The organism is Mesorhizobium sp. M0833, from assembly GCF_040319905.1.
In the GTDB taxonomy this organism is placed as follows: Bacteria; Pseudomonadota; Alphaproteobacteria; order Rhizobiales; family Rhizobiaceae; genus Mesorhizobium.
The window spans coordinates 19,421-42,210 of sequence record NZ_JAMYOQ010000027.1; the positions used below are offsets into that span (position 1 = coordinate 19,421).

The window sequence follows — 22,790 nt, forward strand, 5'->3', positions numbered from 1 at the left end:
TTATCTACGCTGAGATGCGCCCGCGTATGGCGCGCCGTTCAGAAGCCGGGCACGATGTCCTTGTCGTCGCCCATTCCCTCATTGAGGCCGTACGCACGTGCTGCGGTGGAAATCCGATCCATGACGCGCTTGTCGGCGAGCGTCTCGCAGTCATCGTCTGCGGGCGTGAACAGATCGCCATGATCAGGCTCCTGGGCGACGAGGGTCCGTTCTTCGGGCAGGCCCGGATGGCGCTGCTGCTGGACACCTCCGTCTTCGATTGCCGCGCCGGCACTGTCGTCGTCGCCAGCAAGACGCCGATCCACGCCGCGCACCTGTCCGCTCCAATCGTCCGGGCGCGACGTGGGCCGATCCGCGTAGGCACCGTCGCGCAGCACCGGCGAAGGCAGCACTCGCTCCGTGAAATTCGGATCCTGGTAATAACGCAACTTCTTGGCGCGAATCGGCGGCAATCCCGAAACCAGGATTAGTTCGTCAGCCTGCGGCAACTGCATCACCTCACCCGGCGTCAGCAGGGGGCGAGCGGTCTCTTGGCGGCTTACCATGACGTGGGACAACCAGGGCGCCAACCGATGGCCGGCATAGTTACGCATCGATCTGAGTTCCGTCGCGGTACCGAGCGCGTCCGAGATGCGTTTGGCCGTGCGCTCGTCATTTGAGGAAAAGGCAATCCGCACATGGCAATTGTCGAGAATGGCGTTGTTCTCGCCATAGGCCTTGGAGATTTGGTTCAACGATTGCGCTATCAGATAAGCGCGGATGCCGTAGCCTGCCATGAAGGCGAGCGCAGTCTCGAAGAAGTCGAGCCGACCGAGCGCCGGAAATTCATCCAGCATCATCAGGAGCTGATGCTTGCGGCTCTTCTTTGGATCGCCCTCCAGGCGCTCGGTCAGCCGCCGGCCGATTTGATTGAGCACCAATCGCACCAGGGGCTTAGTGCGGGAGATATCCGACGGCGGCACGACCAGATACAGCGACATCGGTCGCTCGGCATCCACAAGGTCGGCAATGCGCCAGTCGCAGGCCGATGTTGCCGCGGCCACCGTTGGATCACGATAGAGCCCGAGAAACGACATGGCGGTCGAGAGAACGCCTGAGCGCTCGTTCTCTGACTTGTTCAGCACCTCACGAGCCGCCGAGGCCACGACCGGATGGACCTGGGGCTTGTCCACCGTGCCGAGGTGGTTGGTGGTCATCATCCGCTGCAGTGTCGCAGCGAATGAGCGTTGCGGGTCCGACAGGAAGGTGGCGACACGGGCGAGTGTCTTTTCCTCTTCGGCGTAGAGCACGTGCAAGATGGCGCCAACTAGAAGTGAATGACTGGTCTTCTCCCAATGGTTCCGCCGCTCCAGCGCGCCTTCCGGATCGACGAGAATGTCGGCGATGTTCTGAACGTCGCGGACCTCATCTGGACCTTTGCGCACTTCCAGCAGCGGGTTGTACCGCGCCGATCTCGGATCGGTCGGATTGAACAAGAGACAGTGCGAGAACTTCGACCTCCAGCCAGAGGTCAGCTGCCAGTTCTCGCCTTTGATGTCGTGAATGACGGCCGAGCCGGTCCAGGAAAGAAGGGTTGGAACAACGAGTCCGACGCCCTTGCCCGAACGTGTCGGCGCAAAGGCCATGACGTGTTCCGGTCCGTCATGGCGCAGATAGCGATAATTCAGTCCGCCAAGGAAAACGCCGGCCGGCTGAAACAGCCCCGCCTTCTCGATTTCCAGCTTCATGGCCCATCGTGAGGACCCATAGGTGGTGACCAACCCCCGCTGCCGTGCGCGCCAGAGGGACCCAGCTATCGCGGCGGCACAGCCCAGGAACCCACTGGCTCCGGCAAGTATGCCAGCCTTGTCAAAGACCTCAGGCGCATAGGCGTCAAATTGGAACCACCATTCGAACAGCTTCCACGGCTGGTAGATCGGCCAGCCGACTGTCACAAACCATGGTGCGCCGAGTGACGGCTGATAGGAGAGCATGTGGGCGCACCATTGGGTTGCAGTCCACACGCCAAGAATGACAATTGCGAATACGACAGCGATCTGCCCAATCAGCAACTTCGTGGGTGTCAATGGCTTGCTCCGCTCTTCTGGCCAGACGGACCAAACATCGCGCCGAGCGATGAGAATTCGAACGGCCGCTACGTGCGACTAGGTGCGATGACAAGGTTGATAGGCATTATTCAGCTCCGAACAGCGAAAATCCGCCGCAGCAACCGATCGGCGGTGCCAGGTACGCGGTTAGGTCGCAGAAGATGTTGGGGCTTCAGGCGCGGGCACATTGAAGATGTGCTGACAGACAAACCTTTGGAGCCGACGCGTTTGTGCGAGTAGCGAGCTGAAGGGCTCGGCGAGAAGTCGTCGTTCTCAATCGGGCGACGGGGGATACATCGGCGAAGACAGGGAGGATGGGCCAGACCGAGCCGACGGAAAGGTCGTAGCCAAGGCGGCCTTGGAGCGCATAGCGCCTGGCCGGGAGGCCGCCGCCAGTCAGACTTACGCGGCGCGTCGTTGAGCGAGGTGAAGACCCGAACGGGCTCGACGAGGGTCCACGGCGGTCACAATGTGGTGGTGGTGATCGCAGTAGACGCGATCCGGCGAAGTTGGCCCAGCACAAAAACGATAACCGCCGGGTACAGAAGCGTCTTCGCTCACCTGGAAGCGGCACTGATAGAGGCCTAGCTGAATGAGGGGGACATCTCTCGAAGTTGGTCTGATATTTTCAGGCATGATGGTTTCCTAGTTCGTAGCAGTTACCAGCTGACGGCCGCAGTGCGACCCGTCGGGACGAGCTTCTCTCGTTTTGGAGGGCTATGGGTCACCATATGGTGTTGGTAGCACCATCAATGAAGCCCGACGCCCTGCTTCTGAAGCCAATAGTTTGCGACTTAAGGCCACACGCGCGAACGCATTAGCAATCTACCATCGTGTCCCCGAGGCACTCGCCCGCCGCGGTTTGCCGGCGGCGGGGTGGCACTGGCTTGTGGGGCCCTAGGCCCACTCGCGGCGCTCGCACTGGATCTCGGTGCGGGTTTCCCTTGTCTCATCGCCCTGTCAGCGCCTTGCAAATGAGCGAAACCAAGCTGTCGCGCGCTCGCTCGTGGAGTGCGCCTTTTGGCCGCCATGCAAGGAAATCATCAACGCTCATCCAATCAGCCGGGTTTGTGTCGGCGTCTGGCTGGCTGAATTCCACATACAGATGCAGTTCGTCCGGCACGAAGACGACCCTCCACAATCCTTCGATGTCATTGGCAAGGTTGTAGGCGAGGACGGTCATGGCGGGGCACTCCTTTCGCCGTGGAGCGTGCCTGTCTCACGGGAAAATTCCATCGCCAGAAGTTGGTATTGACGCTCCCGCTTTCTCACAAATCCAACGTCCGCATGATGCCGAAAGGTGCAGCTAGCTTTTTTGTATCCTGGTTGGAACACGGGACCGCCGCGCAAGTTCGGTGCACGCAGCCATTCCTCCCCTCCAGGTATTGCTGCAGATCGGTGTCCCGATCGGCCCGCGCTCCCCGCAACGCGCGGGCCTCGGCCTATGGTGCTCATGCCATCTACCTCGATCCGCAAGATGGAATATGATCCGGATAGAAGGACCCTCTCGGTGTGGTTCGTCGCCAGCCGTAAACGGTACGAGTTTGAGGGGGTACCGCCGGAAACCTTTGCCGCGTTCCGAGCCGCGTTCGCCAAGGGCCGCTATTTCAACGACCACATCCGCAACAATTTCCGCTACCGTCTGGCTGCGAGCGACAGCGACCCGGGATGACCTGACCTGCCGGCGGCTCAGTCGTCCTATCGCTCCAACCGGCGGTTGGTGGACGCGTTGCCGCTGCGGCGCCTAGGGTTGGTTACGGTCCGCGCTCACCTGGCAAGCCCAACCCCCCCGCATCCCCCGCCTGGTGCAAAGCGTTTGATCGGTCCCGCCGTTCTGGCAATGCGGCGGGACTTTTTTTGCGGTCCAGGTGGAGCATCGGCGCGCGGGGAAGGCGCGGTGCACGCAGCGTACCCGGTGGCGCGCTGAAGGTCTCAACGTCGGTCTGCCGCCGGAGCTCAATTAGCTGGACTATTGCTCGACCGGAAGCGGCTGGTGCTGCGGCTCAGCGTGATGAAAGACCTGTCCAAGATCGCGCGCGTCGAACGTTTGGCCGCAGACTGGGCAGTAGACCAAGTGCTTCGACTCGTCCTCTACCGGCCCGTCATGCGGCCTGCCCTCATAGCCGGTCGCGATGTTGTCGGTTCTAATCCGGGGCATCGACAAGTGCCTTTCGTCGTTTTGGCGGCCGATATTTCTCCATTAGCCGGACCTTGTCACGGTCGACCGTGACCAGCGGCCCGAGGTCGATCGTCACGGTGTCCTCGTCGATGCGCGTGACCTCGCCTTTCAGGTCGATTTGCTGGCCTCGGTTCACCTTGGTGTGGTCGATGATGGAATGTGGGAAGTCGTAACCTGGGATAGAGACGCTTACGCGGTCCTCTGTTATCCGCCTTCGAACCCTGGCCGTAATCGCCACCTGGTCACCAATGCCTATTCCCCGAGCCATGCCATGGATTCTGGTGCGGGCAGTGTCCTCTTCAAGAGGCTTCTAATATACGCCCGCAATCGTAAGGCTGACCTACGACCAGAGTTACAAAAGTTGAACTTCATCGGGGAACACTCCTTCTGTCTGCCTGTTCAATTTGCCAGGCGCATCCCGCGCATTCAGACAGGAGAAAGATGATGAAACGCATCCTTTTGGCTTCGGCCGTGCTGGCGGTGTCGGCCGGGCTTTCCTTTGCCCAGACGACTAGCGGAACTTCGAGCGGAACCTCGACCACCACAACCATGCCCAGTACGACGGATCAGGGCACCGGCACGACGAGCAGCGGCACCAACATGTCCGGCGATCAGGGCACCGACACGACGACCACCAGCGGCACCACAAATCCGAACTCGGCCAGAGACTGCGCGCCGGGCCAGCAGACTGGCAGCGCTCAGCAGGCGGCGCCTGGTCAGCAGGACACGACAGCCAATACCGCCGCGCCGGGCCAGGTGAAAAAGACCGACGAAGGTTGCTGATTGGCACATCGGCTCGGGTTGGAATCACCAGCGTGTGGCTGGCTGATCTCCCCCGACCACCGCCTGAACTCAACTCGGCTGGCGAGCAAGTTCCCGCCAGCTCAACGTTCTGATGCTGAAAATACTGGACCAGATCTATGCGTTCTCACCGTGGCGCCAGCGAAGCGACGACACCGGGGCGGGACAGGCGAGGCCGCTACAGCTCCAGGCTTGTCTTCCCGGTGCGCACGGCGTCGACGACTTCGCTCATCGAGTCGAGGACGAGCTGGCCGACGATCCCCATGCGATCAGCAACTCAGGGTCGATCGAGGGACGGCCGATCGGGCAGGCCGCACCCTAATACCCAGGCGGAAAGGCCACGCCCACGCCTGGACACGGCCAGTGTATAGCGGCGGACTGCTTGCCAATGAGCTCTAGTGATGTCGAGCGCCCGCTGCGCCGATATGAGCGTGGAGGCCACGAACAGGCGTTTCAAAGGTCTGGCCTGATCGCGCCGGTTGATGATGCGGATAAAGGCCTGGTGGCCAGGCATCAGCGGCTCGGCCGCCGCCACGATCTCGGCCTGCCGCCACTTGTAGAAGGGCGCCAGATACTGGCGGATGGCCTTGAGCGTAGCGTCATGCTGGAGCGCCAACGGATCGGGATCGATGCCGCCAAAAGGCGACAAGACCAAGTATCCAGGACCGAAGCCAACAGCGATGGGGAAGCGCGACAAGATCGTGAAGTTGGATGCCGAGGGCATGACCAGAACAGCGATAGCCAAAGGAACTGGGGTCAGTGAGCGGAGCGTTTATCGGGAGCTTCAGGGGACCGGTGAGCGCCGATAGGTGACCACTAGGACTACGAGGCGAATTAGGCCCCACCAGACTATGAAACGCTCCTCTCCCAAGCTGACCCGCGCTCTTTCGTATCTTGACCCTCAGCTTCAGACGCCTGTCGAGGAAGTGTTCGACGCTGGCCATCACCCGTGCGCCCGCACGCTCGCTGCGAACATAGAGGGCAGTCGTCGGCGTAGCGAACGAAGCAGTGCTTGCGTCGCTCCAGTTCCTTGTCGAGTTCGTCCAGCATTCCGACTTTGAAACATGGCTGATTTCCACACAGTCGCGGCGGGGCAAGACCGGCTTATCTCATGGATGGTCGCTGGCTCTGGATGACGGAAACGGATCAAAACGACGGCTGGATGCTCTGCATAGCCAACGAGATCACAATCTGCGGCTTCGGAAGCGAGCCTAGTCTCCATGACGTCAGGGCACGCCGCCGCTTCCGGTCTGCCAGCCTGACGCATGTGTCAACAGTTCCGAGCCGAAGCACTGCACCGCCCTCCCAGCCAAAGAAAGTTGGCTCGCCCGACTGGCAGAAGAAGGCCTCGATGCTTCGCGCCTTCGCGGGGCCGTCAGCCAGACCATCGCCGGTGGGCCGCCGAAGGAACGTGGCATCCTTGCCGCGCTGCGCCGATCCCGCTGCCGGAGCCGATCTCCAGGTCAAGATCTGATGCGACATCTGCTCGATACAAACCGCCTCGGAGCCCCTGCTCTAAAGGAGGGCCCAACGAAACGACCATAATCTTTTCATCTCCTCCCTCACAGCCGTCGAATTCGTCGCGGTGTGCTTGAGAAGCCGTCGGCAAGCGGCGTGACGAGCTCGAAAAATAGTTCGCGGCGTCGGACGGTGCACAGATGCTTTTTGCCGGCCGGGTCCTGTTGTACGACGAGAGGATGGTCCGGCTAGGCAAAGTGCCGGGCCCAAGGAGAGCCAGCTCAGCCTCAATCGCATCGGCCAGCGATTCTTTGAATTCGCGGTAGTCCACATTCATGCAACCACTGCCCTTGTCTTCGCGTTTAGCTGCGTTCAATCGTGGGGAGCGACAAGAATGCGGGCCTTCAGTCCAATTACAATCTGCCTCAATCGCAACCTGACGGTGGTCGCGTCCATAGCCGACGCAATGAAGGTGCTTCAGCAACCATGGCCTAGAATGGGAAAGCCGGGGCGGCTCAACGCGATCCGAATGGTCGAGGAGTCCCTCGCCGGGCATTGCAGCCAGCAAGCTGCGCTCGAGGCCTTCAAGGCGGCCGCGGCTGAACAGGGACTCCTTAGAACAAGAGGGACCACCGCAGGTCTGGGGAAAATTGCGCGGATGGTTGAAGATCTGATGTGAGGTCATGCCGGCCTCCCTAACACTGAAGAGCCGCCCCACTTGAAGCCCGAAATACTGCCTTCTCCCGCGGCAGCCGAAACGCCTCAAAACGGGCTATTAGCCTGGACGTGAGAAGGCCCTGGCTGTACAGTCTAAATGAGATCGACTGGTCGTCGTAGGGCCCGTCGAAGTCAACGGGCTGGACCAAGCGTGTCAAAGACACGACTGGCGAAGAGATCGTGCCCAGCAGAGCGTGAGGGATCGCGATGCCAAGACCGATGCCGTCGAGCCGAGACACTCGCGGTCGAAGAGACCACGGAGAATCATCTGCTCATCAAGCCCAGTTCTCCGCGCAATCCTGATCGCGATTTTTGATAAGGTGCAGCCGCACTGTTTGGCCAGCGCAGAAATTCACCGTCGGTTAAGTGGGTCCTGGCTGTCCCGGACGCGGACAGCCGAGCGTCCGTGCGAAGCGTCGCGAGATTTTTGAACAAAAGCGCGAGCTCTCTACCTTACCGAGGGCTTCAGGCGGAAAGCGTTCAAGAGGGCCGTAGCGGCCAAGCAGCCGGGCAGCCGAGACCAGGCCGATGCCTTCGAGACCCGGATAGCCATCGGCGGCATCACCGACGAGCGCGAGGAAATCTGGAATGAGGGCCGGCTCAACTCCGAACTTCTTGCGTACACCCGCGCCATCGCGAATTTTCTGGGTCCTGCGGTCTACCTGGACCACGTGGTCACCGCGGACACACTGCGCGAGATCCTTGTCCGGCGTCCAGATGCACGCCTTCTGCACGCGCTCATCGGCAGCCGCGCTGTGCGCCGCGGAGGCCAGCGCGTCGTCGGCTTCGAGCTCCATCATCGGCCAGACCGCCACTCCCATCGCCGCCAAGGCTTCCTCGAGGGGGTGAAACTGCGCGAGCAACGCCGGCTCGATGCCATCCCCGGTCTTGTAGCCGGGCCAGAGCTGATTTCTAAAGATTCGACTACATGATCGGTAGCCACCCAACGTGTGTGGCGCCATTCTCGATCATCTCCAGCACTGTGTTCAGCACGCCGACGACGGCGCCAAACGGCTTGTCATGGCCGTTGTTGAACCGGCGTTGGCCGTAGAAGTGGCGAAACAGTTCGTATGTGCCGTCCACTAAATGTACGATCATTGCAATCCTCGAGGAAAAGCATCCGGCCCGGTCTGCAAAGCTAGACGACAGTTGGCCTTCTCCAAACCTTCAAGTAGGTGCGCTCCGCGAACAACGAGAAGATCAGCTACCTGCCGCGCAAGCTCAGCGAAGAGGGCAGCGGCCCGTTCGGGACCTCTGCTACTATGCACCTTGGGGCAAACTTGCGATCTTCTACGCCGGCTACCACTGGTCCAGGGATTGATTAGGCTCGGTCGCATCGACGGCGGCTTCGATCCTCTGCTGGTGGGAGGCGAATTCCGCTCCGCATCGAACTCCTCTCCTGATCCCATGCTGACGACAGGACAACAACAATGCTTGGAAGCTTGGAACAGTTCTTTATGGTCCTGGCGACATCCGCTGCGATGAAGTCGCCGACCCGAAGGTTCTTCATCCGACTGACCCATCATCCAGCTCTCGGCGACCTGCATTTGCGGCTCGGACCTGTGGCCGTATAGGGGGATCCAGAATGTCGAAGCCCCATGCACATGGGTCAAGAATACTGCGGCATCGTCATGGAGGTCGGCAGCGAAATCAGGACGGTTCGTCCCGGCCAGTTCGCTGGCGGAGAGTTGGCTTTCGAGTTTGCTGAGGCCGAGTGAGACGGCGCAAGCCACCTTGATGTTCTGAGTTCGCTCTGCACTGGGGTCATACACCTTGATATGGTCTTATGTCCTAGGACAGAGGACACACCGCATGAATGGGATGAAAAGTCAGGATATCGTGATGCTTCTGAAGCTCGTGAGCTTGCAGGAGCAGGAGGGGCAAGTTGGCTCCGGGGAGCTTCATTGGAGCTTCTCGGGCGAGGCCCCGTACTCAGTTCGCGGCCTGGAATCGCTACCCGGGATCAGCAAAACGAGATCGACGCTTCGATCAAGCGAACCCTCTCGTCGGGACTCGCCATCAAAGATCGAGATACGGGCCGAGCCAATCCCCCTCGCCGCAATCTACACAATTTTCTCGTCCACGGACTGAAATTTGTGTTCCCCGCAAGGCGGGCGGCATCACGCGCGGCATGCCGACGGCCTTTGCCGCGCCAATGCTAAAAGGACTGCTGATGAGCGGCGGTGAGTACATCCACATCTGGCCGTTTGCGGAAGGCCGGGATATGGGCCAATCGATCGAGCCCTTGTTCAAGAGCGTGCCTGAAGCTGTTCCGAAAGATGAGCGGCTGGACGAATATCTTGCGCTTGTCGATGCGATCCGGCTCGGAAACCAGCGGGAGGTGGGCCTTGCCGGTGAGCGGCTTTCTGAAAGGCTTCTGAAGAAATGACTACCATCAGAGGCGAGCTGCTCCACATGCTACAGATAGTAGCCGAGGCGCTGGAAAGCGACTTTCGGGAGCGTCTGATATTTGTGGGCGGATGCACGACCGCTCTTTTCATTACCGACGAAGTCACGCTTGGTGATGTCAGGGCGACGGACGATGTCGATCTCATTGTCGATCTACTCCGCAAAGCGCGGTGTTGGTCGGAGATAATAGAACCTTATACCGCAATCCAACTTAGCTAGTTGTAATGTCCCCTCCTCTTTTGCCGCAGCCAGGAATGCCCTGCAGGCCTCCTCCGGCTCCATCTGACGCTGCCCCCAGTTTCTATCCATTTTTGAGTTCCTCAGCCCTCCAGGAACGCCAGAAGCGCCGCATTCACCGCGTTGCTCTCTTCGCGTTGAACCCAATGCGTCCCCTCCTCGAAAGTCTGCAGGCGGCCATCGTCGCAAAGGGCGAGACTGCGCTTGGCCAGCCCGGATTCCAGAGCCTGGTCCTGCATCCCCCACATAACAAGAGTGGGCGTCGTGATCCGCTCCTTCAGGCTCGGGCGAAAGCGCAAGGCGCGATACCAGTTGAGCATGCTGGTCAGCGCCCCCGGCCGCTCCCAAGCCTGCCGATATTCTGCAATCTCCTCTTCTTCGAAGGCGCCTTCCCGGCTGGATGTCCTGAGTGCTCGTGCGAGCAAGGCGGAGCGCCGCGCACCCAAAACGGCTTCGGGCAGCAATGGGATCTGGAAGAAAACCACGTAACTGCTCCGCAGAAACTGCGTCGGAGATCGCAGGGCATGGGTAAACACCACGTCGGGATGGGGCGCATTCAGGATGACGAGCTTGTCCAGGCGATGAGGCAACTTTGCCCCGGCGGCCCAAGCGACGATGCCGCCCCAGTCATGGCCGGCGAGGTGAAACCTTCCGATGCCGAGCGCGTCGGCCAAGGCGAAGACATCGCCGAGGAGCTTGGGGAGCGTGTACTCGCGGATGCCCCCTGGCTTGTCGCTGGTGTTGTAGCCCCTCTGGTCGGGAACGATGACCCGATATCCGGCGGAAGCGAGCGTACCGATCTGCCGTCTCCAGCCGATCCAGAAGTCCGGGAAGCCGTGCAGGAGCATGACCGGCTTACCCCCGGCAGGCCCGGCCTGAACGACATGAAACCGAATGCTTCCGGCGTTGACGAATTGATGTTCAGGCGCGAGCGAGATCATGGCTGGTAACGCGAGTGTCCTTAAGGTGATCCAGCGCAATGAGGATTTAAATCAGGCTGTCGTCCCGACAACATGCACGCTCAGCCGTCGCATCCCAGCAGATGGGCATGGGAGCCGAAGGTCCAAGTGGGGATGCCGCGAGTGTTTCTGCAGCCGGGGTGTTATTTGCAAGCGCAGGTCTGCACCTGCATCCTTTGGCGCTACTATACGTTTCCCTGCGACGAAGGTGCTCCGGACCGGCGGCCATGTCGAAGAAAACAACCGAGGACGCTTACGAAGGTAAAGTGCAACTTGAGCGGCCGCCCGACCCGGAGGGCCGGGGACGCAATGCCGAATGGCCGTCAGAGATTCCTGGCCGCGGCTGGAAGGACGTGCTGTGGCGGGTGTTCGCTGAGCTCACCGAGGACCGTGTTATGCTTATCGCGGCCGGGGCCGCATTCTATCTGCTTCTTGCCTTCTTTCCAGCGCTTGCCGCCTTCGTGTCCATCTACGGTCTCGTCGCCGATCCTCAGACCATCGCTGAGCACGTTGCGTTCCTTGGCGGCGTACTGCCCTCGGGAGGTCTGGATATTATCAGATCTCAGCTTGCGTCCTTAGCCGCTCAGAAGACTGGCGCGCTCAGCTTCGGCTTCATCTTCGGCCTTGCCGTCACACTGTGGAGCGCCAGTAACGGCATAAAGACGCTATTCGAAGCCATGAACATCGCCTACGAGGAGAGTGAAAAGCGCGGCTTCATCCACCTGAATCTCCTGGCCTTGGGCTTCACACTTGGCGCCATCCTCATTGGCATCGGCTTTATCGTCGCGGTGGGGATTGTGCCGGCCGTGCTTGCACTGCTGAACCTCGGCGGCTGGATCGAAGCCCTTGTGCGGATCCTTCGATGGCCGATGATGCTCATCATGGCTGGCGTTGGGACCACGCTGATTTACCGCTACGGGCCCAGCCGTGAAAGGGCAAAGTGGAAATGGGCGACATGGGGCGCCTTCCTCGCGGCTGTGGTCTGGATCGCAGTCTCGATAGGATTCTCCTACTATCTTGAAAACTTCGCCAACTACAACGCGACGTATGGAGCCCTTGGGGCAGTGATCGGCTTGATGATGTGGACTTGGATTTCTGTGATTATCCTGGTTGTAGGTGCGGAGCTGAATTCCGAGATGGAGCATCAGACAGCGATGGACACCACCACAGGTGCGCAGCAGCCGATGGGTTCGCGAGGTGCCACGGTCGCCGACACGCTGGGCGGATCGGCCGATGACGCCGACCAGCAGTCGCGTTTTGACGAGCGCAATGCGTAGCGCGCAGCTCACTTTGCATGCCATGGTCAAGCGGCTGTAACCACGCCGCGGAGCGTGGCCCAGAACGGCTCAAGCCGCGGGCCCGGCTTGCCGAGGTGACAGGCGATCTCACCATCCAGAAGCAACGCAAAAGCGCCGTCGCCGATGCCGAACCCCTCGCCAGCCTCGACGAGGTCGTTGTTCTGCTGAAGCGTCAGAGCCACCGACTTGAAGGCGAGATCGCCTCGCTACGCGACGACGACCCGCTGTGGGCCTGTCTCGATTAGATCTTCCGTCCGGTCAACGGTGTCGCCCGCGTACTCCTGATGGCCGAGTTGTCCGAGATTGGCACCCTTTCCAATAAAGCCATCGCCAAACTCGTAGGCTTGGCGCCGATCGCCAGTGACAGCGGGAGGCGCAGCGGTCGAAGACCGGTGCGCGGCGGCCGTGAAGGTCCGCGCAGCCTCTCCTCGTCGCGCTCACCGTCGCCAGATATGGTCCCCACCTCGGCGCCTTCCATCAGAGTTGAAGCAGGCAGGGAAGGGACAGATGGGTGATTCGCATTGCGCTCGCCCGCAAGCAACTCGTCATTCCCAATGCAAACGCACCCGATCCGCGCACCGAGTTCGAAAACGCAACTTGGACACCCTAGCCAGTCGCTCATTGGGAACCAACGGGCCTTACCTCCGTTTGCTCCTCGAATGGAGGAAACCATGAACAACCGGAATTCTGAACGGCGTCGCCCAACTGCGGTAAAAGCTGGTGACGGTACCTCGGAAGACATAGGAGCGACCGTAAGGGGTGCGTTATCCAAAGCGTCGGACATAGCACAAGGGGCAGCGGGAACCGCCAAACGGGCGGCCGCTGGTGGCGCGTCCACCGTGACCAATCAGGTGAAGGAGATGTTGGACCGTCAGGTCGGCAGCGGCGCCGAGGTGATCGGCCAACTGGCTAGCTCGACCAAACGTACGGCCGAGGACCTCGACACAAATGCACCGATAGTCGCTGGGGTCGTGCGCACCTTCGCGAATAGGCTTGATGGATACGCAGACGACCTGCGAGACAGATCCGTCGATCAACTGGTTCTTGCAGCGTCCGATTTGGCCAGGCGCAAGCCGGGTTTGGTTTTTGGGCTGGCCGCCGTAGCGGGTTTTTTGACATTCCGCACACTGAAGAGCGCGCCTCCCGCTTCAGAATCCATCAAGGAAAGGCGGCCGGGAGCGAACTGATCTGATGGCACAGGAACAACTGAAGAATTCGCCTCTCCCTCAAGCACTGTCGGCAGTGTTGGCGGACGCCGCGGACCTCTTTCAAAAAGAGTTGCGCCTGGCGCATGCGGAGCTGTCCGCCAACGTCTCAACGAAGCTCCAAGCAGGTGTGTGGATGTCTGCTGCTGGCGCCCTGGGAGTGGCCGCCGCTCTGCTTCTAATGCAAGCCCTCGTACTTGGAATCTCGAGCTTAGGGATAGCCCTGCACTGGTCGTGTCTCATAGTCGCGACCGCAACGGCGGCTGCCGCTGTTTTCGCCTACTATAGGGGCCGCGCTGATGCGCAAAAAGAACTTCTGCCGACACACTCTATAAGCCAAATAAAGCAGGATATTGCGACAACCAAGGAGCAACTAACATGAGCCGCAATTCACAGGTCCAGGATTTTGGAACGAAAGAATGGCTTCTCAGCTCCGCTAGGAACAATCCCGAAGGCCTTCTGCTCGTCGCAGCAGGGTGCGCGCTGCTAATGCGCAGCCGCGGTTCAAGTGCCGGGCATCGCGAGCAATCCCGTGGAACCAACGGGCGCCAAAATGCTCCGCACGCACGCACCGCCAGCGGCGGGGCGTCAAAAGCGCAGGAACAGGCTAGCGAGACAGCTGAGGCCATGCGCGACAATTTAGCCGGCATTGGGGAGAAGGTGAGTGAAACCGCAAGTCACTACGCATCATCGGTCGCGGCATACGCAGAACAGGCCGGTCGCACCGTATCCGAGAAGTCAGGGGGCGTGGTGCAGCAAGCCCAATCAACGTTCCAGGACACGATTGGCCGCATGGTGGAAGAACAGCCATTGGCTTTTGTCCTGGCCGGCTTCGCAGCCGGTGCCGCCATAGCTGCTGCTTTGCCGGCCAGCGATGTCGAGAGGCGCACGCTCGGCCCAGCAGGAGAGCGATTGACGGATGCTGCTGAAAAAGCTGGGGACCGCTTGAAGTCCTCGACAACAAAGGCGGGCGAACGGCTCAAAAGCGCCGCCGAGGAACATGGGCTGAATTCGGACGGCCTCAAGGAGGTCGCAAGGGACGTTGCGGGCGCCTTTGGAAGCGCCTTGTCAGAAGAGCAATCAAGTGAACCCGTGCAGCCGCCTTCGCCAAGCCCAAGTGGATCGAGCGGTTCATCCACTCCGGCCGCCAAGCTGCAACCGGGCAGCGCCACCCCTTCGGAAGGAATAACGGCCAAATCGCAGCGGACGGGCAACGCTCGGTCGAGCAAACCTGCCCGCCCCGGTGGCAAGAGAGATTTATGATGGCCGATCCGCAACTTGAGCATCTTGAATACGAAGTTGAGGCTGCCCGGGCTAAGCTCGCCGAGGACTTGTCGACACTTCGGTCGCCAAACACGCTCTCCGAATTTACCGATGATTTGAAACACGAAGCGCTTGAGGCAAAGGATGCCCTGGTGGAGAAAGCAAGAGCCTCAATGCAATCGGTGGCGCAGGCGATTATTGACGATCTCAAGGCCAAGGCGGCTGCCAATCCGAGCGCTGCTTTGGCGATTGGGGCCGGTTTGGGGTGGCGTTTCCTCCGCCATCCGCCGATCGCAACCGCACTCGTCGGAGCGGGATTGATCAGCTTGTTGCGGACCAATTCAGCCCGGCCACCCGGCGAGCAGCAGGTTGATCACCTATCGTACGCCAAGGAGCGCCTGAAGGAGCAATCTAGCGATTTGGCGGAAAGCGTCAGTGATTTCGCTCTTGAAACGGCTGGCAAAATAAAACGCGAAGCTGCCGAGTTGACCGGCGTGGCCAAGAAAACTGTTAAAGAGAAGACAGAACGTCTAGCTGCGGGTATCCGCCATAGCGGCGATGGGCAGCAGCAGGGCGAGACTGCCGCAAGAGCATCCCGGCCCTTCGATGAAGCTTCGTTAGCTGTTCAAGACGCATCGGGCGATGAGCATACGCAGGACAAACTCCTTCTGGCGGCGGCGGGTTTGGCAGTCGCCGCGGCTGTCGGCTTTGCCTACCAACGACGTCTGAATGAGCAGATGGACACCGACCGAACTGGATGAGCGTAGACAGAGGTCATTGCAGAGAAACAGTCGTCCTGAAGGCAAAGTATGTGCCGCGCTGACATTTATCGAGTCCCGACGAGTTCAGCCATCGGATTGCATATTCTGGAACCACGGACGGCGCGATGACGATGCGCACGGCGGAGAAGATCGGACAAAGCGGTCAACCCCTTCGAGCATGATGATCGTCGGCCGGTCGGTCACGGCCTTCAGCGAAACCGCCAGCGACCGGCTGAAGCGGAATTCACCCCGAAAACCGTGCAAGTGCTGCCGACCCCATAACGTGAGCGCAACGGCGCGCTCTGTCCGCTGTCAGGACGAACTTTCTCCGATCCGGCTTGGCGCTGCCGGTGCCCGCGCACGCAACTGCTCAGTCATCTAGAGCGTTCTCGGGCATTCCGCTATCGCGACCTCGTTTGGAACGTTTTAACACGCCCACTCGAGCTTTATTTCGCCGAGCGCTGCGCTAGCCCTTCCGATCTGGCTATTGCCATATTCGACCAAGCTTGCGCAGGCGAACGCTTCGACTCTCTAAGTGACGACGCCGCAATATTAGCATCGCTCGTCGTTGCAATTTCTCGAAATGCGCAGCTCGACGACCGCCTGCTAGGCGTGTTCGTTGCCCAGCGTTCACGAAGGGGGACGCGCTAGCGGACGAATCCCGATCACCCAGTTTACGGTTACTACGTTCCTACCCGATCACCGCTTGGCGCTGTCGCTGTCCGCTTCGGCCCGCGCAAGGAACTGCTCGGTCGTGGAGGGAAGACGGGATTTCAGCCAATCCGCCATCGCGACTTCCTCTCGCAGATTCTCTTCGCAAGCCCGAAGAGCCTCCGTTTCGCCGAGCGATCGAGCAGCGGCAATCAGGATCGTGTAGGAGGCGATTTCCATGTGCTCGAACGTGTAGCTCGCGAGCGATCCTTTCATCACCTCGTCCCCAGCGAAGACGCCGCTCAGCGATTGCGCCATCGCCGTCAGCTTACCGCCAGCGTCCTTCATCGTGGATGAACCCTCGTCCATCTGATCGAGACAAGTCTTCAGCCGGGCAGCCTGCTGCTTCGTCTCGTCGAGGTGCTGTCGGATCCGGTCGCTCAGCTCGGGATAGTTCTCGATGCGACCCAACTGCCCGTTCAACATCGTTTCGGCCTGCTCTTCCATGGCATGGGCATCTCTAAGCCATTGGACAAACCATTCGCGGCTTTCTGACATCTCGAATCTCCTTTGCGATCTAAGGAAACTTTCAGAAGAGGACATTGTTCCGGAGTAGAGCCCGCCGAACGGGCCTTGACCGTCGCAGAGATCAGCGCCGTGGCGGGTCTCAATTCACCTCGCGAAAAATCCTGCAGCGATGCGTGGAAAAGGCGAAGATCGGGAAGATCGGCGCAAGGAAAACGGCCCGTGGACGCTCGCCGCTGCGCCGCTCCATCACAAAGTCCAACTGGCACTGGCCGCTTCCTGGCCATCCGACGCGGCGACATATTGAAGGTCCCGCATGGCATACTGCGACCGCTGCATGTCGTTCCTGGCAAGTAAGAACGGCAAGCAGATGAAGCTACCAGCGCTCGGCGTGAAGTGGATTCTCGACGAGGCGCTGATCGCGGCCGCTGGCGCTCCGCATTGAGCCTTGTGCCTCACCGCGCCACCGCAGTCACAAGGAACGCGACGGCCTCTCCGCTCGTTGATTGCTTTTCGACTCGAGCCGCCGTCATGAGGTTCTAATATACGCCGGCCATCCTAAGGCTGACCTACGACCAGAGTTACAAAAGTTGAACTTCATCGGGGAACACTCCTTCTGTCTGCCTGTTCAATTTGCCAGGCGCATCCCGCGCATTCAGACAGGAGAAAGAAGATGAAACGCATCCTTTTGGCTTCGGCCGTGCTGGCGGTGTCGGCCGGGCTTTCCTTTGCCCAGACGACCAGCGGAACTTCGAGCGGAACCTCGACGAGCGGAACCTCGACCACGACGACCATGCCCAGCACGACGGATCAGGGCACCGGCACGACGAGCAGCGGGACCAACATGTCCGGCGATCAAGGCACCGACACGACCACCACCAGCGGCACCACAAATCGGAACTCGGCCAGAGACTGCGCGCCCGGCCAGCAGACTGGCAGCGCTCAGCAGGCGGCGCCAGGTCAGCAGGACACGGCAGCCAACACCGCCGCGCCAGGCCAGGTCAAAAAGACCGACGAAGGTTGCTGATTGGCACATCGGCTCAGGTTGGAATCACCAGCGTGTGGCTGGCTGATCTCCCCCGACCACCGCCTGAACTCAACTCGGCTGGCGAGCAAGTTGCCGCCAGCCGAGCGTCAGTTGAGGAACCTTGTGCTTTCAGTGGGCAGGCCTGGCTTCTGTTTGCTTTCGGTCAGATACATATCCGCCTGCTCGCGCATCATGCCTGAAGGGAGCTGCGGTCGCGCTCAGAGGAGAGCCGCGCTGTATTGCCGATAGCGCTAGAGCGAAGAAGCCCTACGGCAACCGGCAGTTGGACTGACACCAAGTTGGCTTCGAGAGCGTTGGGAACAGCCTGGCACGGCACGTTGCTCAGTTTGGACCTTCGCAAAGGATGCATGGAATGGCGAAAGACGTTTCTCGCGAGGAAGAGCAACGCGGCACCGGAAAGGTCCTCATCTGGGGCGCCGCGATCGCCCTTGTTCTCTTTGTTGCCCTGCTGGCCATATTCGTTCTGGGGTAGTCCTGACTGCTGCAGCAGGATCTAACTTGGGTGCACGACGTTCTGAGCCTAGAGAGCTGCAGAGCCTACTTGGATCTTGAGCACCGTGGGGTTGAATGCAAGTCCGTGTGGTGCAAGTGACTGCTAGGCTTTCACGGTTTTGGTGTCCTCTTCGGTTTAGATGCCGCGGGCCGACGTCACAGCAAGTGCGGCCTTCAGGCGCTGCTCCCGAAGCCGCGGTCTTTGCGTCTCGTGCCGCACCCTCAATGTCGGTCAATCCTCGTGCAGCATCCGAGGCGCGCTCGTCTCTGGCTTGTCTTTCTTTCTCGGTAGGCAACTTCCTACACTCCGATGTGCCAGCACAGTCGGCTGTCGGCACCCAACCATGGTCGCCATATCGCATTCCACGCCAACAGAAAAAACCCGCCTCGACTGCCGCTGAGCGCGCGCATCCCCGCCTCTGGAACGCTTCAAACACTTTGCCGTTGTTAAAGGCACCTGCAGGAGCCAGGCATGAGAGTATTCCAACGAATTTTGCCGCTCGCCGTGTTCGCGTTGCAACTCTTTGCCGTGCAGTCATTTGCTCAGACCGAGCAGCAAGATCTTCCGGGGCAAGGCGCATCATCGACAACCGAAGATGCCGAGGATGTCGGCGTCGATGTTTCGCTTGGCAGGCACGAAGTGAAACAGCAGATCGCACGGGAGCTTGGAATCTCTGAGGTGGAAGTGCCTCTGGCAGTTCATGTGCCTATCGAGCTCGCCAAGCGGGTCTGCGAGAAAGAGGTATTCGACGCACGCGCCAATGTGAACCGAAGCTGCACCGCGACGAAATACATCCCGGAAATTGCCGAAGCAGCACGAAATCGTCCGCAAACCTCTGCCGTTCCGGAGCAATAGGCGAAGACGAATACTATGGGATAAAGAAGGGGTGCTTGGCTACTCTGGGCGATCGACAAAGCGCCGCCCCGAAAGTGTGGAGCGCTTGCGCGTAATTTTTCAGGCAGCGTCGATACCGCTTGGCTTCCCCAGAGGATGAATCAGTGTGGGGCCGTATGCTTCGACAAAAGGCGCACACCAGATTGCGAAGGCAACCTTCGACCGGTAGAGGCGGACACTGCTTGTTAGCAGCATCTTGATGATCGCCAAACTGACGAGCTTCTCTGGTCAGCATAGTAGCTTTTTGAGACTCCCGGCCCTTTTAGGTATACTTTCCCCTGACTGTCGACAATTGTTAGGGCGTCGTCAGCTGTGAGCGACCATCGCGCTTCCGCCCCGATCGGGAGACAGCGCAGATGGAAACCTCGTTCAAGAACGAACTGTAGCGGCGCCTGAGCGCGCCGGATCTGACATTGCTGCAGCCTCACCTCGAAGGCCGTCACTTGGGACTGACGACGCACCTGGAGCAGGCCTCGGTCCCGATTGACACCTCGATTTCTTCGAGAGCGGTCTCGGGTCAATGGTGGCGAAGCTTCGGGCTGAGGTCGAGGCCGAGGTTGGCATTATTGGCTTTGACGGTATGACCGGATCAGCCCTGGTCATGGGTGAGGACCGGTCCCCGCACGATTGCTTGTTCAATTGAAGGCTGAAGCTATTGCTATAGACGCGCGTTGGCGGATCGTTCTTATGGGCAGCCCGAGGCGGAATACATCCGACTGATCGGGACGCCCCGTTGCTCATGATGTCACCCGTGCTGGCCTCTCTCCCGTCGCTGACCACATTCGGGAGGTGGCGATTGGCACCTGTCAGGACGTTCTGGCAAGGGTTGTCCAACGGTATGAAACCGCAGTGTCGATTCAGGACAGGATCGTTGAACATTGCAAGGAGGTCGGATTAACACCGCAAGCAGATGAAGCTTTTTTGCAGGCCTTGTGGTTGTCGCTGGCGAAGGCGAGGACGGCCTTGGAGCGTGAGGTCCCTCCGGCACCGCTGCAAGCGCACCTGGCCGGCCGCTCTAGTCCTGGAGAATTGCCGACCTCGTCGCTGGTCAGCATGCCAGAATGTCGATGGCGGAAGCCATGAGGACCCCGATTGAATGTTCTCATTCGTTTGTGATCGGGGGTGCAAGGCAATCCGGCTCCAGCGCATGTTGGCCTCAGGAACAAACCGCGGTCGCATCCGTTCAGCATCGCGAAGGACGAGACGGCTGTCCACGGCCTTTCCGGTACTGCAAAGGAGACATAACGTGCTCGGCCGCAGAGGGGGTTTTCGAAGACCATCTGAGGCTTCGCGCCGCTGGCGACATCGAGGAGGATCTTAGGCGCAACTATGCTGTGGACGTGGTCCTCTTGACCGCGAATTCGAATTTAGAGGCCATGATGCCGTCCGCCTGTCGTCCAAACGCCTGCGCGAGCAGCTGCCTCAAGGTGAGTTCAACTACATCGCAAAACAGGTCCGCGGCCCCTATACACTGCTGATCTGGTCGGCAACTTCGTCCAGGTCCGAAGCCATTGAGGGCGCCGACAGTTCCGTCATTCAGGACGGCAAGATTGTCTTCCAGTCCATTCACTACAGGTTGCACCCCAAGGGGGCTGGGGAAGCCGGCGGGCTCTTCCACTCACCGCATCCGACTGGTCACAAGCTTTGTTCAGTACCGGCGCCATCCACCAGAAACGTCCTGATCACACATGCGGCGGGATTTCCTCGAAGCGGCCGAAAAGCAGGACTGCGGCGCAATTCACCCACACGTCGATCCTGCCGAAACGCGACACGGCAAAGCTGCGCATTCTCCACGGGCCGCATCGTCCGCCATATCGGTGGCAAAGGTCAGCGCCTCACCGCCCAAGTCGGCGCACTCCTTGGCGACCTTGTCGAGTGCGTCCGCGTTTCTTGAGACCAGCACTAGCCGTGCGCCTTTGCGCGCCAAACCCAGAGCAGTCGCTCTGCCGATGCCGCTCGAGGCGCCGGCGACCACGACGACGGCTCCCCGCAGTTCGGCCATTCGTCAACCTATCGGGATAATTCCGGGCGGGAGTTGAGATCCTCACCCTCTTCGGGATGGACGCCTACCCTGTGTTCGTAGACAAGCGTTCCGCCTTTCCAGCCGGTGTAGACGAGCAGCAGAACGACAATCGTTGATAGCGCCGGGCCCCAGGGCAAGGCGCCCTCGGCGGCACCGGCGCTTAGGCGCAGCATGAAGCTGGCCAGCGCCAGCACCACGGCCACGACATTGCCGACCATATGGTGCCACGCTGCATTGATGGACCGCACCCTTGAATTTCCAAGAAAATCGGTAAAGCCGGCCAGCGCCGCGGCAGCGCTCATCAACAGGACAAAGCCGAGCAACCAGAAGGATGCTTCGGCCCAGAATGCATTTCCGGTGGACCAGATGCCGCCGACGCCGTGCAAAAACCGCCGGCCCTAGTTGTTCTTTTTGAGGAGACGAGCTTCCCTCAGGATTGAGCCGCGATCGAAGCCGACCAGCGACATTATCTCGCGTATGTGGTGTTCGGATACGCCTGACTCTCGCGCGAGCTCGCTGACGATTTCAGATTTCGGGCCGAGCCGCCCTTGTTCTTCCGCCATTACACCAATGCCTCGTATTGGGCCAAGAGTGCGACAGTCGCTCCCAAGCGTCAGCGGCCATGTTGTATTGCTGACGATTTGCTATTGTACGGTTCCGGACCAATTCTAGCCAGGGGATTCGCTCAGGTCTGCACTTGCCGTCCAAGCGCCTGCCGGGAAGCCGACAGTAGTTCTTCCTCGTCCACTAGTCCGGCCATGTAATTTGCAATGATCCGGGACGCCAACGCCTTAAGCGCTTCTCCAACCCTCTCGAACTCCGAGAAGAGATCGGGAACCTTGATCAGGTGCGGGCAAAGGTCCGTTGCGAAAAATGCGGCCGCAAGGACTCGATGACAGCGGAAACCCTTGAGGCAGACGATCCTCATTCCGGAAGTTCCGCAATGGAGCGCAGCCGAGATGCTCAAGCCGCTGCTGGCGCGGCGGACTGGAATCAGCGGTCAACCCGACCGTCGCTCGCTGTTGGCTGCCGGTGTGCCGTCGCCGAAGGAACAACAAGAGACTGGTCCAGTTAGAGCCATGCATGCGTCGATAGAAATGAAAGAGGAGATGACAATGGCGACGAAAAAAAGCTCTCAGGGCAGCTCCAAGGGCTTGGAAGACCTTTTCTATGATGGTCTGAAAGACATCTACTACGCCGAACGCAAGATTCTGACGGCGCTCCGGAAAATGGCAAAGGGCGCGGAGTCCGAAGAGTTGAAGGCGGCGTTCGAAAAACATCGTGACGAGACAGAGGGTCAGATTGAGCGCCTGCAGCAAGTTTTCGACGCCTTTGGCAAGAGAGCCCAAGGGAAAACGTGCCCGGCGATCGACGGCATCATCGAAGAAGGACAGGAGATTTTGGAGGAATTCGAGGAGGCTCCGGCATTGGACGCGGGTCTCGTGGCTGCAGCCCAGTCCGTCGAACATTATGAAATAGCGCGCTACGGGACTCTTGTCACATGGGCCGGGTTACTTGGCTTGAAAGACGCCGTCCCGCTACTCGAACAGACGCTCAAGGAAGAAAAAGCAACCGATGAGGCGCTCACCCGACTAGGCGAAACAGGCGTCAACGAACGGGCGATGCAACAGGCCGCATAACTTCGGATCGAATCGACGCGACCGCGGCCCCCGGCAGACGGGATTGGAGCTTGGTTGTATTCGCCAATCCAGGCACACGTGTACACCGCAGCCGCCGAGCCGTCGACGTGGTGGTGGCCGACCGGTTTCGACTAGGCCACCG

27 protein-coding genes and 2 pseudogenes are annotated in these 22,790 nt (G+C 60.0%); 17 read left to right on the forward strand and 12 right to left on the reverse strand.

The genetic code is table 11. The annotated features are described in order from the left end of the window. Positions 1-38: 38 nt before the first annotated feature. Together NKH98_RS24955 and NKH98_RS24960 are read right to left on the reverse strand one after the other, a co-directional pair. Positions 39-2,066 carry a conjugal transfer protein TraG gene (locus NKH98_RS24955; protein ID WP_352755438.1) on the reverse strand — a complete coding sequence of 676 codons (2,028 nt, stop codon included), beginning with the start codon at positions 2,064-2,066 and terminating at the stop codon, positions 39-41. A gap of 970 nt (positions 2,067-3,036) precedes the next feature. Next, a complete protein-coding gene (locus NKH98_RS24960) occupies positions 3,037-3,270 on the reverse strand; it encodes a hypothetical protein (protein WP_352508341.1) in 234 nt (77 codons plus the stop codon). Between the two features lie 270 nt (positions 3,271-3,540). Here NKH98_RS24960 and NKH98_RS24965 point away from each other — a divergent pair, with 270 nt between their 5' ends. Beyond that, positions 3,541-3,759 (forward strand): KTSC domain-containing protein, encoded by a 219-nt coding sequence (locus NKH98_RS24965; protein WP_352902685.1) that lies wholly within the window; start codon positions 3,541-3,543, stop codon positions 3,757-3,759. A gap of 297 nt (positions 3,760-4,056) precedes the next feature. Here the strand turns inward: NKH98_RS24965 and NKH98_RS24970 are convergent, their stop codons facing one another. Beyond that, positions 4,057-4,245: a hypothetical protein gene (locus tag NKH98_RS24970; RefSeq protein WP_352508339.1), complete on the reverse strand. Its 189-nt coding sequence runs from the start codon at positions 4,243-4,245 to the stop codon at positions 4,057-4,059. Beyond that, entirely contained in the window at positions 4,232-4,534 is a 303-nt protein-coding gene (locus NKH98_RS24975) for a hypothetical protein (RefSeq protein ID WP_352902576.1), read from the reverse strand. The genes NKH98_RS24970 and NKH98_RS24975 overlap by 14 nt, the downstream gene beginning before the upstream one ends. Before the next feature lie 173 nt (positions 4,535-4,707). Between NKH98_RS24975 and NKH98_RS24980 the strand changes: the two genes are divergently transcribed. After that, a complete protein-coding gene (locus NKH98_RS24980) occupies positions 4,708-5,049 on the forward strand; it encodes a hypothetical protein (protein ID WP_352902579.1) in 342 nt (113 codons plus the stop codon). A 295-nt stretch (positions 5,050-5,344) separates the two neighbouring features. On the opposite strand, the gene NKH98_RS24985 is transcribed toward NKH98_RS24980, so the two are convergent. Continuing rightward, the gene (locus NKH98_RS24985) at positions 5,345-5,716 is read right to left on the reverse strand and encodes a hypothetical protein (protein ID WP_352508346.1); all 372 of its coding nucleotides are present in this window, start codon (positions 5,714-5,716) and stop codon (positions 5,345-5,347) included. 31 nt (positions 5,717-5,747) lie between these two features. On the opposite strand from NKH98_RS24985, the gene NKH98_RS24990 reads away from it, so the two are divergent. Then, entirely contained in the window at positions 5,748-5,876 is a 129-nt protein-coding gene (locus NKH98_RS24990) for a helix-turn-helix domain-containing protein (RefSeq protein WP_352516145.1), read from the forward strand. A 566-nt stretch (positions 5,877-6,442) separates the two neighbouring features. Here the strand turns inward: NKH98_RS24990 and NKH98_RS33030 are convergent. Continuing rightward, positions 6,443-6,862 carry a hypothetical protein gene (locus NKH98_RS33030; RefSeq protein ID WP_352682210.1) on the reverse strand — a complete coding sequence of 140 codons (420 nt, stop codon included), beginning with the start codon at positions 6,860-6,862 and terminating at the stop codon, positions 6,443-6,445. 129 nt (positions 6,863-6,991) lie between these two features. On the opposite strand from NKH98_RS33030, the gene NKH98_RS25000 reads away from it, so the two are divergent. Continuing rightward, positions 6,992-7,204, forward strand: a complete 213-nt coding sequence (locus tag NKH98_RS25000) for a DUF982 domain-containing protein (protein WP_352516152.1) — start codon at positions 6,992-6,994, stop codon at positions 7,202-7,204. A gap of 400 nt (positions 7,205-7,604) precedes the next feature. Here the strand turns inward: NKH98_RS25000 and NKH98_RS25005 are convergent, their stop codons facing one another. Both NKH98_RS25005 and NKH98_RS25010 read right to left on the reverse strand, forming a co-directional pair. Beyond that, positions 7,605-8,204 carry a 5'-3' exonuclease gene (locus NKH98_RS25005; RefSeq protein WP_352902582.1) on the reverse strand — a complete coding sequence of 200 codons (600 nt, stop codon included), beginning with the start codon at positions 8,202-8,204 and terminating at the stop codon, positions 7,605-7,607. Further along, the gene (locus NKH98_RS25010) at positions 8,167-8,340 is read right to left on the reverse strand and encodes a hypothetical protein (protein ID WP_352902585.1); all 174 of its coding nucleotides are present in this window, start codon (positions 8,338-8,340) and stop codon (positions 8,167-8,169) included. Before NKH98_RS25010 ends, NKH98_RS25005 begins: the two co-directional genes overlap by 38 nt. Between NKH98_RS25010 and NKH98_RS25015 the strand changes: the two genes are divergently transcribed. From NKH98_RS25015 to NKH98_RS25025, 3 genes and pseudogenes are all read left to right on the forward strand, one after another. Then, positions 8,315-8,563, forward strand: a complete 249-nt coding sequence (locus NKH98_RS25015) for a cyclophilin-like fold protein (protein ID WP_352516146.1) — start codon at positions 8,315-8,317, stop codon at positions 8,561-8,563. The genes NKH98_RS25010 and NKH98_RS25015 overlap by 26 nt on opposite strands. Before the next feature lie 150 nt (positions 8,564-8,713). Continuing rightward, positions 8,714-8,927: pseudogene (locus NKH98_RS25020) on the forward strand (alcohol dehydrogenase catalytic domain-containing protein); the annotation flags it as partial. A gap of 446 nt (positions 8,928-9,373) precedes the next feature. Continuing rightward, positions 9,374-9,631, forward strand: coding sequence for a hypothetical protein (locus tag NKH98_RS25025; protein WP_352508334.1), 258 nt, complete (start codon positions 9,374-9,376; stop codon positions 9,629-9,631). Positions 9,632-9,971: 340 nt separating this feature from the next. On the opposite strand, the gene NKH98_RS25030 is transcribed toward NKH98_RS25025, so the two are convergent. Next, entirely contained in the window at positions 9,972-10,829 is an 858-nt protein-coding gene (locus NKH98_RS25030; protein WP_352508333.1) for an alpha/beta fold hydrolase, read from the reverse strand. A 107-nt stretch (positions 10,830-10,936) separates the two neighbouring features. Between NKH98_RS25030 and NKH98_RS25035 the strand changes: the two genes are divergently transcribed. The 6 genes and pseudogenes from NKH98_RS25035 to NKH98_RS25065 all read left to right on the forward strand — a co-directional run bounded on the left by NKH98_RS25035 (position 10,937) and on the right by NKH98_RS25065 (position 15,374). After that, positions 10,937-12,124: a YihY/virulence factor BrkB family protein gene (locus tag NKH98_RS25035; protein ID WP_352508332.1), complete on the forward strand. Its 1,188-nt coding sequence runs from the start codon at positions 10,937-10,939 to the stop codon at positions 12,122-12,124. 62 nt (positions 12,125-12,186) lie between these two features. Further along, positions 12,187-12,755 (forward strand): annotated as a pseudogene (locus tag NKH98_RS33035) (transposase); the annotation flags it as partial. Between the two features lie 61 nt (positions 12,756-12,816). Next, positions 12,817-13,332, forward strand: a complete 516-nt coding sequence (locus NKH98_RS25050) for a hypothetical protein (protein WP_352902589.1) — start codon at positions 12,817-12,819, stop codon at positions 13,330-13,332. Between the two features lie 4 nt (positions 13,333-13,336). Further along, positions 13,337-13,732, forward strand: coding sequence for a phage holin family protein (locus NKH98_RS25055; RefSeq protein WP_352902592.1), 396 nt, complete (start codon positions 13,337-13,339; stop codon positions 13,730-13,732). Next, positions 13,729-14,613, forward strand: a complete 885-nt coding sequence (locus NKH98_RS25060) for a hypothetical protein (RefSeq protein ID WP_352902594.1) — start codon at positions 13,729-13,731, stop codon at positions 14,611-14,613. Before NKH98_RS25055 ends, NKH98_RS25060 begins: the two co-directional genes overlap by 4 nt. Beyond that, positions 14,610-15,374: a hypothetical protein gene (locus NKH98_RS25065; protein ID WP_352902597.1), complete on the forward strand. Its 765-nt coding sequence runs from the start codon at positions 14,610-14,612 to the stop codon at positions 15,372-15,374. The genes NKH98_RS25060 and NKH98_RS25065 overlap by 4 nt, the downstream gene beginning before the upstream one ends. 699 nt (positions 15,375-16,073) lie before the next feature. Here the strand turns inward: NKH98_RS25065 and NKH98_RS25070 are convergent. Further along, positions 16,074-16,583, reverse strand: a complete 510-nt coding sequence (locus tag NKH98_RS25070; protein WP_352902599.1) for a ferritin-like domain-containing protein — start codon at positions 16,581-16,583, stop codon at positions 16,074-16,076. A 283-nt stretch (positions 16,584-16,866) separates the two neighbouring features. On the opposite strand from NKH98_RS25070, the gene NKH98_RS25075 reads away from it, so the two are divergent. The 3 genes from NKH98_RS25075 to NKH98_RS25085 all read left to right on the forward strand — a co-directional run bounded on the left by NKH98_RS25075 (position 16,867) and on the right by NKH98_RS25085 (position 18,946). Beyond that, a complete protein-coding gene (locus NKH98_RS25075; protein ID WP_352503340.1) occupies positions 16,867-16,995 on the forward strand; it encodes a hypothetical protein in 129 nt (42 codons plus the stop codon). Between the two features lie 228 nt (positions 16,996-17,223). Then, a complete protein-coding gene (locus NKH98_RS25080) occupies positions 17,224-17,577 on the forward strand; it encodes a hypothetical protein (RefSeq protein WP_352902602.1) in 354 nt (117 codons plus the stop codon). 985 nt (positions 17,578-18,562) lie between these two features. Further along, positions 18,563-18,946 (forward strand): hypothetical protein, encoded by a 384-nt coding sequence (locus tag NKH98_RS25085; RefSeq protein WP_352473695.1) that lies wholly within the window; start codon positions 18,563-18,565, stop codon positions 18,944-18,946. A 1,777-nt stretch (positions 18,947-20,723) separates the two neighbouring features. On the opposite strand, the gene NKH98_RS25090 is transcribed toward NKH98_RS25085, so the two are convergent. Beyond that, a complete protein-coding gene (locus NKH98_RS25090; protein WP_352902604.1) occupies positions 20,724-20,987 on the reverse strand; it encodes an SDR family NAD(P)-dependent oxidoreductase in 264 nt (87 codons plus the stop codon). A gap of 8 nt (positions 20,988-20,995) precedes the next feature. After that, complete coding sequence (locus NKH98_RS25095; RefSeq protein ID WP_352902607.1) at positions 20,996-21,394, reverse strand: DUF2231 domain-containing protein; 399 nt, start codon at positions 21,392-21,394, stop codon at positions 20,996-20,998. Between the two features lie 729 nt (positions 21,395-22,123). Between NKH98_RS25095 and NKH98_RS25100 the strand changes: the two genes are divergently transcribed. Beyond that, a complete protein-coding gene (locus NKH98_RS25100) occupies positions 22,124-22,648 on the forward strand; it encodes a YciE/YciF ferroxidase family protein (RefSeq protein WP_023677856.1) in 525 nt (174 codons plus the stop codon). Positions 22,649-22,790 lie beyond the last annotated feature (142 nt).

Coding starts and splice junctions, on each gene's coding strand:
- NKH98_RS24960 (WP_352508341.1), bottom strand. CDS start 3,270: ATGACCGTCCTCGCCTACAACCTTGCCAATGACATCGAAGGATTGTGG.
- NKH98_RS24965 (WP_352902685.1), top strand. CDS start 3,541: ATGCCATCTACCTCGATCCGCAAGATGGAATATGATCCGGATAGAAGG.
- NKH98_RS24970 (WP_352508339.1), bottom strand. CDS start 4,245: ATGCCCCGGATTAGAACCGACAACATCGCGACCGGCTATGAGGGCAGG.
- NKH98_RS24975 (WP_352902576.1), bottom strand. CDS start 4,534: ATGGCTCGGGGAATAGGCATTGGTGACCAGGTGGCGATTACGGCCAGG.
- NKH98_RS24980 (WP_352902579.1), top strand. CDS start 4,708: ATGATGAAACGCATCCTTTTGGCTTCGGCCGTGCTGGCGGTGTCGGCC.
- NKH98_RS24990 (WP_352516145.1), top strand. CDS start 5,748: ATGGGGAAGCGCGACAAGATCGTGAAGTTGGATGCCGAGGGCATGACC.
- NKH98_RS33030 (WP_352682210.1), bottom strand. CDS start 6,862: ATGAATGTGGACTACCGCGAATTCAAAGAATCGCTGGCCGATGCGATT.
- NKH98_RS25000 (WP_352516152.1), top strand. CDS start 6,992: ATGAAGGTGCTTCAGCAACCATGGCCTAGAATGGGAAAGCCGGGGCGG.
- NKH98_RS25005 (WP_352902582.1), bottom strand. CDS start 8,204: ATGGCGCCACACACGTTGGGTGGCTACCGATCATGTAGTCGAATCTTT.
- NKH98_RS25010 (WP_352902585.1), bottom strand. CDS start 8,340: ATGATCGTACATTTAGTGGACGGCACATACGAACTGTTTCGCCACTTC.
- NKH98_RS25025 (WP_352508334.1), top strand. CDS start 9,374: ATGCCGACGGCCTTTGCCGCGCCAATGCTAAAAGGACTGCTGATGAGC.
- NKH98_RS25030 (WP_352508333.1), bottom strand. CDS start 10,829: ATGATCTCGCTCGCGCCTGAACATCAATTCGTCAACGCCGGAAGCATT.
- NKH98_RS25035 (WP_352508332.1), top strand. CDS start 10,937: ATGGGAGCCGAAGGTCCAAGTGGGGATGCCGCGAGTGTTTCTGCAGCC.
- NKH98_RS25050 (WP_352902589.1), top strand. CDS start 12,817: ATGAACAACCGGAATTCTGAACGGCGTCGCCCAACTGCGGTAAAAGCT.
- NKH98_RS25055 (WP_352902592.1), top strand. CDS start 13,337: ATGGCACAGGAACAACTGAAGAATTCGCCTCTCCCTCAAGCACTGTCG.
- NKH98_RS25060 (WP_352902594.1), top strand. CDS start 13,729: ATGAGCCGCAATTCACAGGTCCAGGATTTTGGAACGAAAGAATGGCTT.
- NKH98_RS25065 (WP_352902597.1), top strand. CDS start 14,610: ATGATGGCCGATCCGCAACTTGAGCATCTTGAATACGAAGTTGAGGCT.
- NKH98_RS25070 (WP_352902599.1), bottom strand. CDS start 16,583: ATGTCAGAAAGCCGCGAATGGTTTGTCCAATGGCTTAGAGATGCCCAT.
- NKH98_RS25075 (WP_352503340.1), top strand. CDS start 16,867: ATGGCATACTGCGACCGCTGCATGTCGTTCCTGGCAAGTAAGAACGGC.
- NKH98_RS25080 (WP_352902602.1), top strand. CDS start 17,224: ATGAAACGCATCCTTTTGGCTTCGGCCGTGCTGGCGGTGTCGGCCGGG.
- NKH98_RS25085 (WP_352473695.1), top strand. CDS start 18,563: ATGAGAGTATTCCAACGAATTTTGCCGCTCGCCGTGTTCGCGTTGCAA.
- NKH98_RS25090 (WP_352902604.1), bottom strand. CDS start 20,987: ATGGCCGAACTGCGGGGAGCCGTCGTCGTGGTCGCCGGCGCCTCGAGC.
- NKH98_RS25100 (WP_023677856.1), top strand. CDS start 22,124: ATGGCGACGAAAAAAAGCTCTCAGGGCAGCTCCAAGGGCTTGGAAGAC.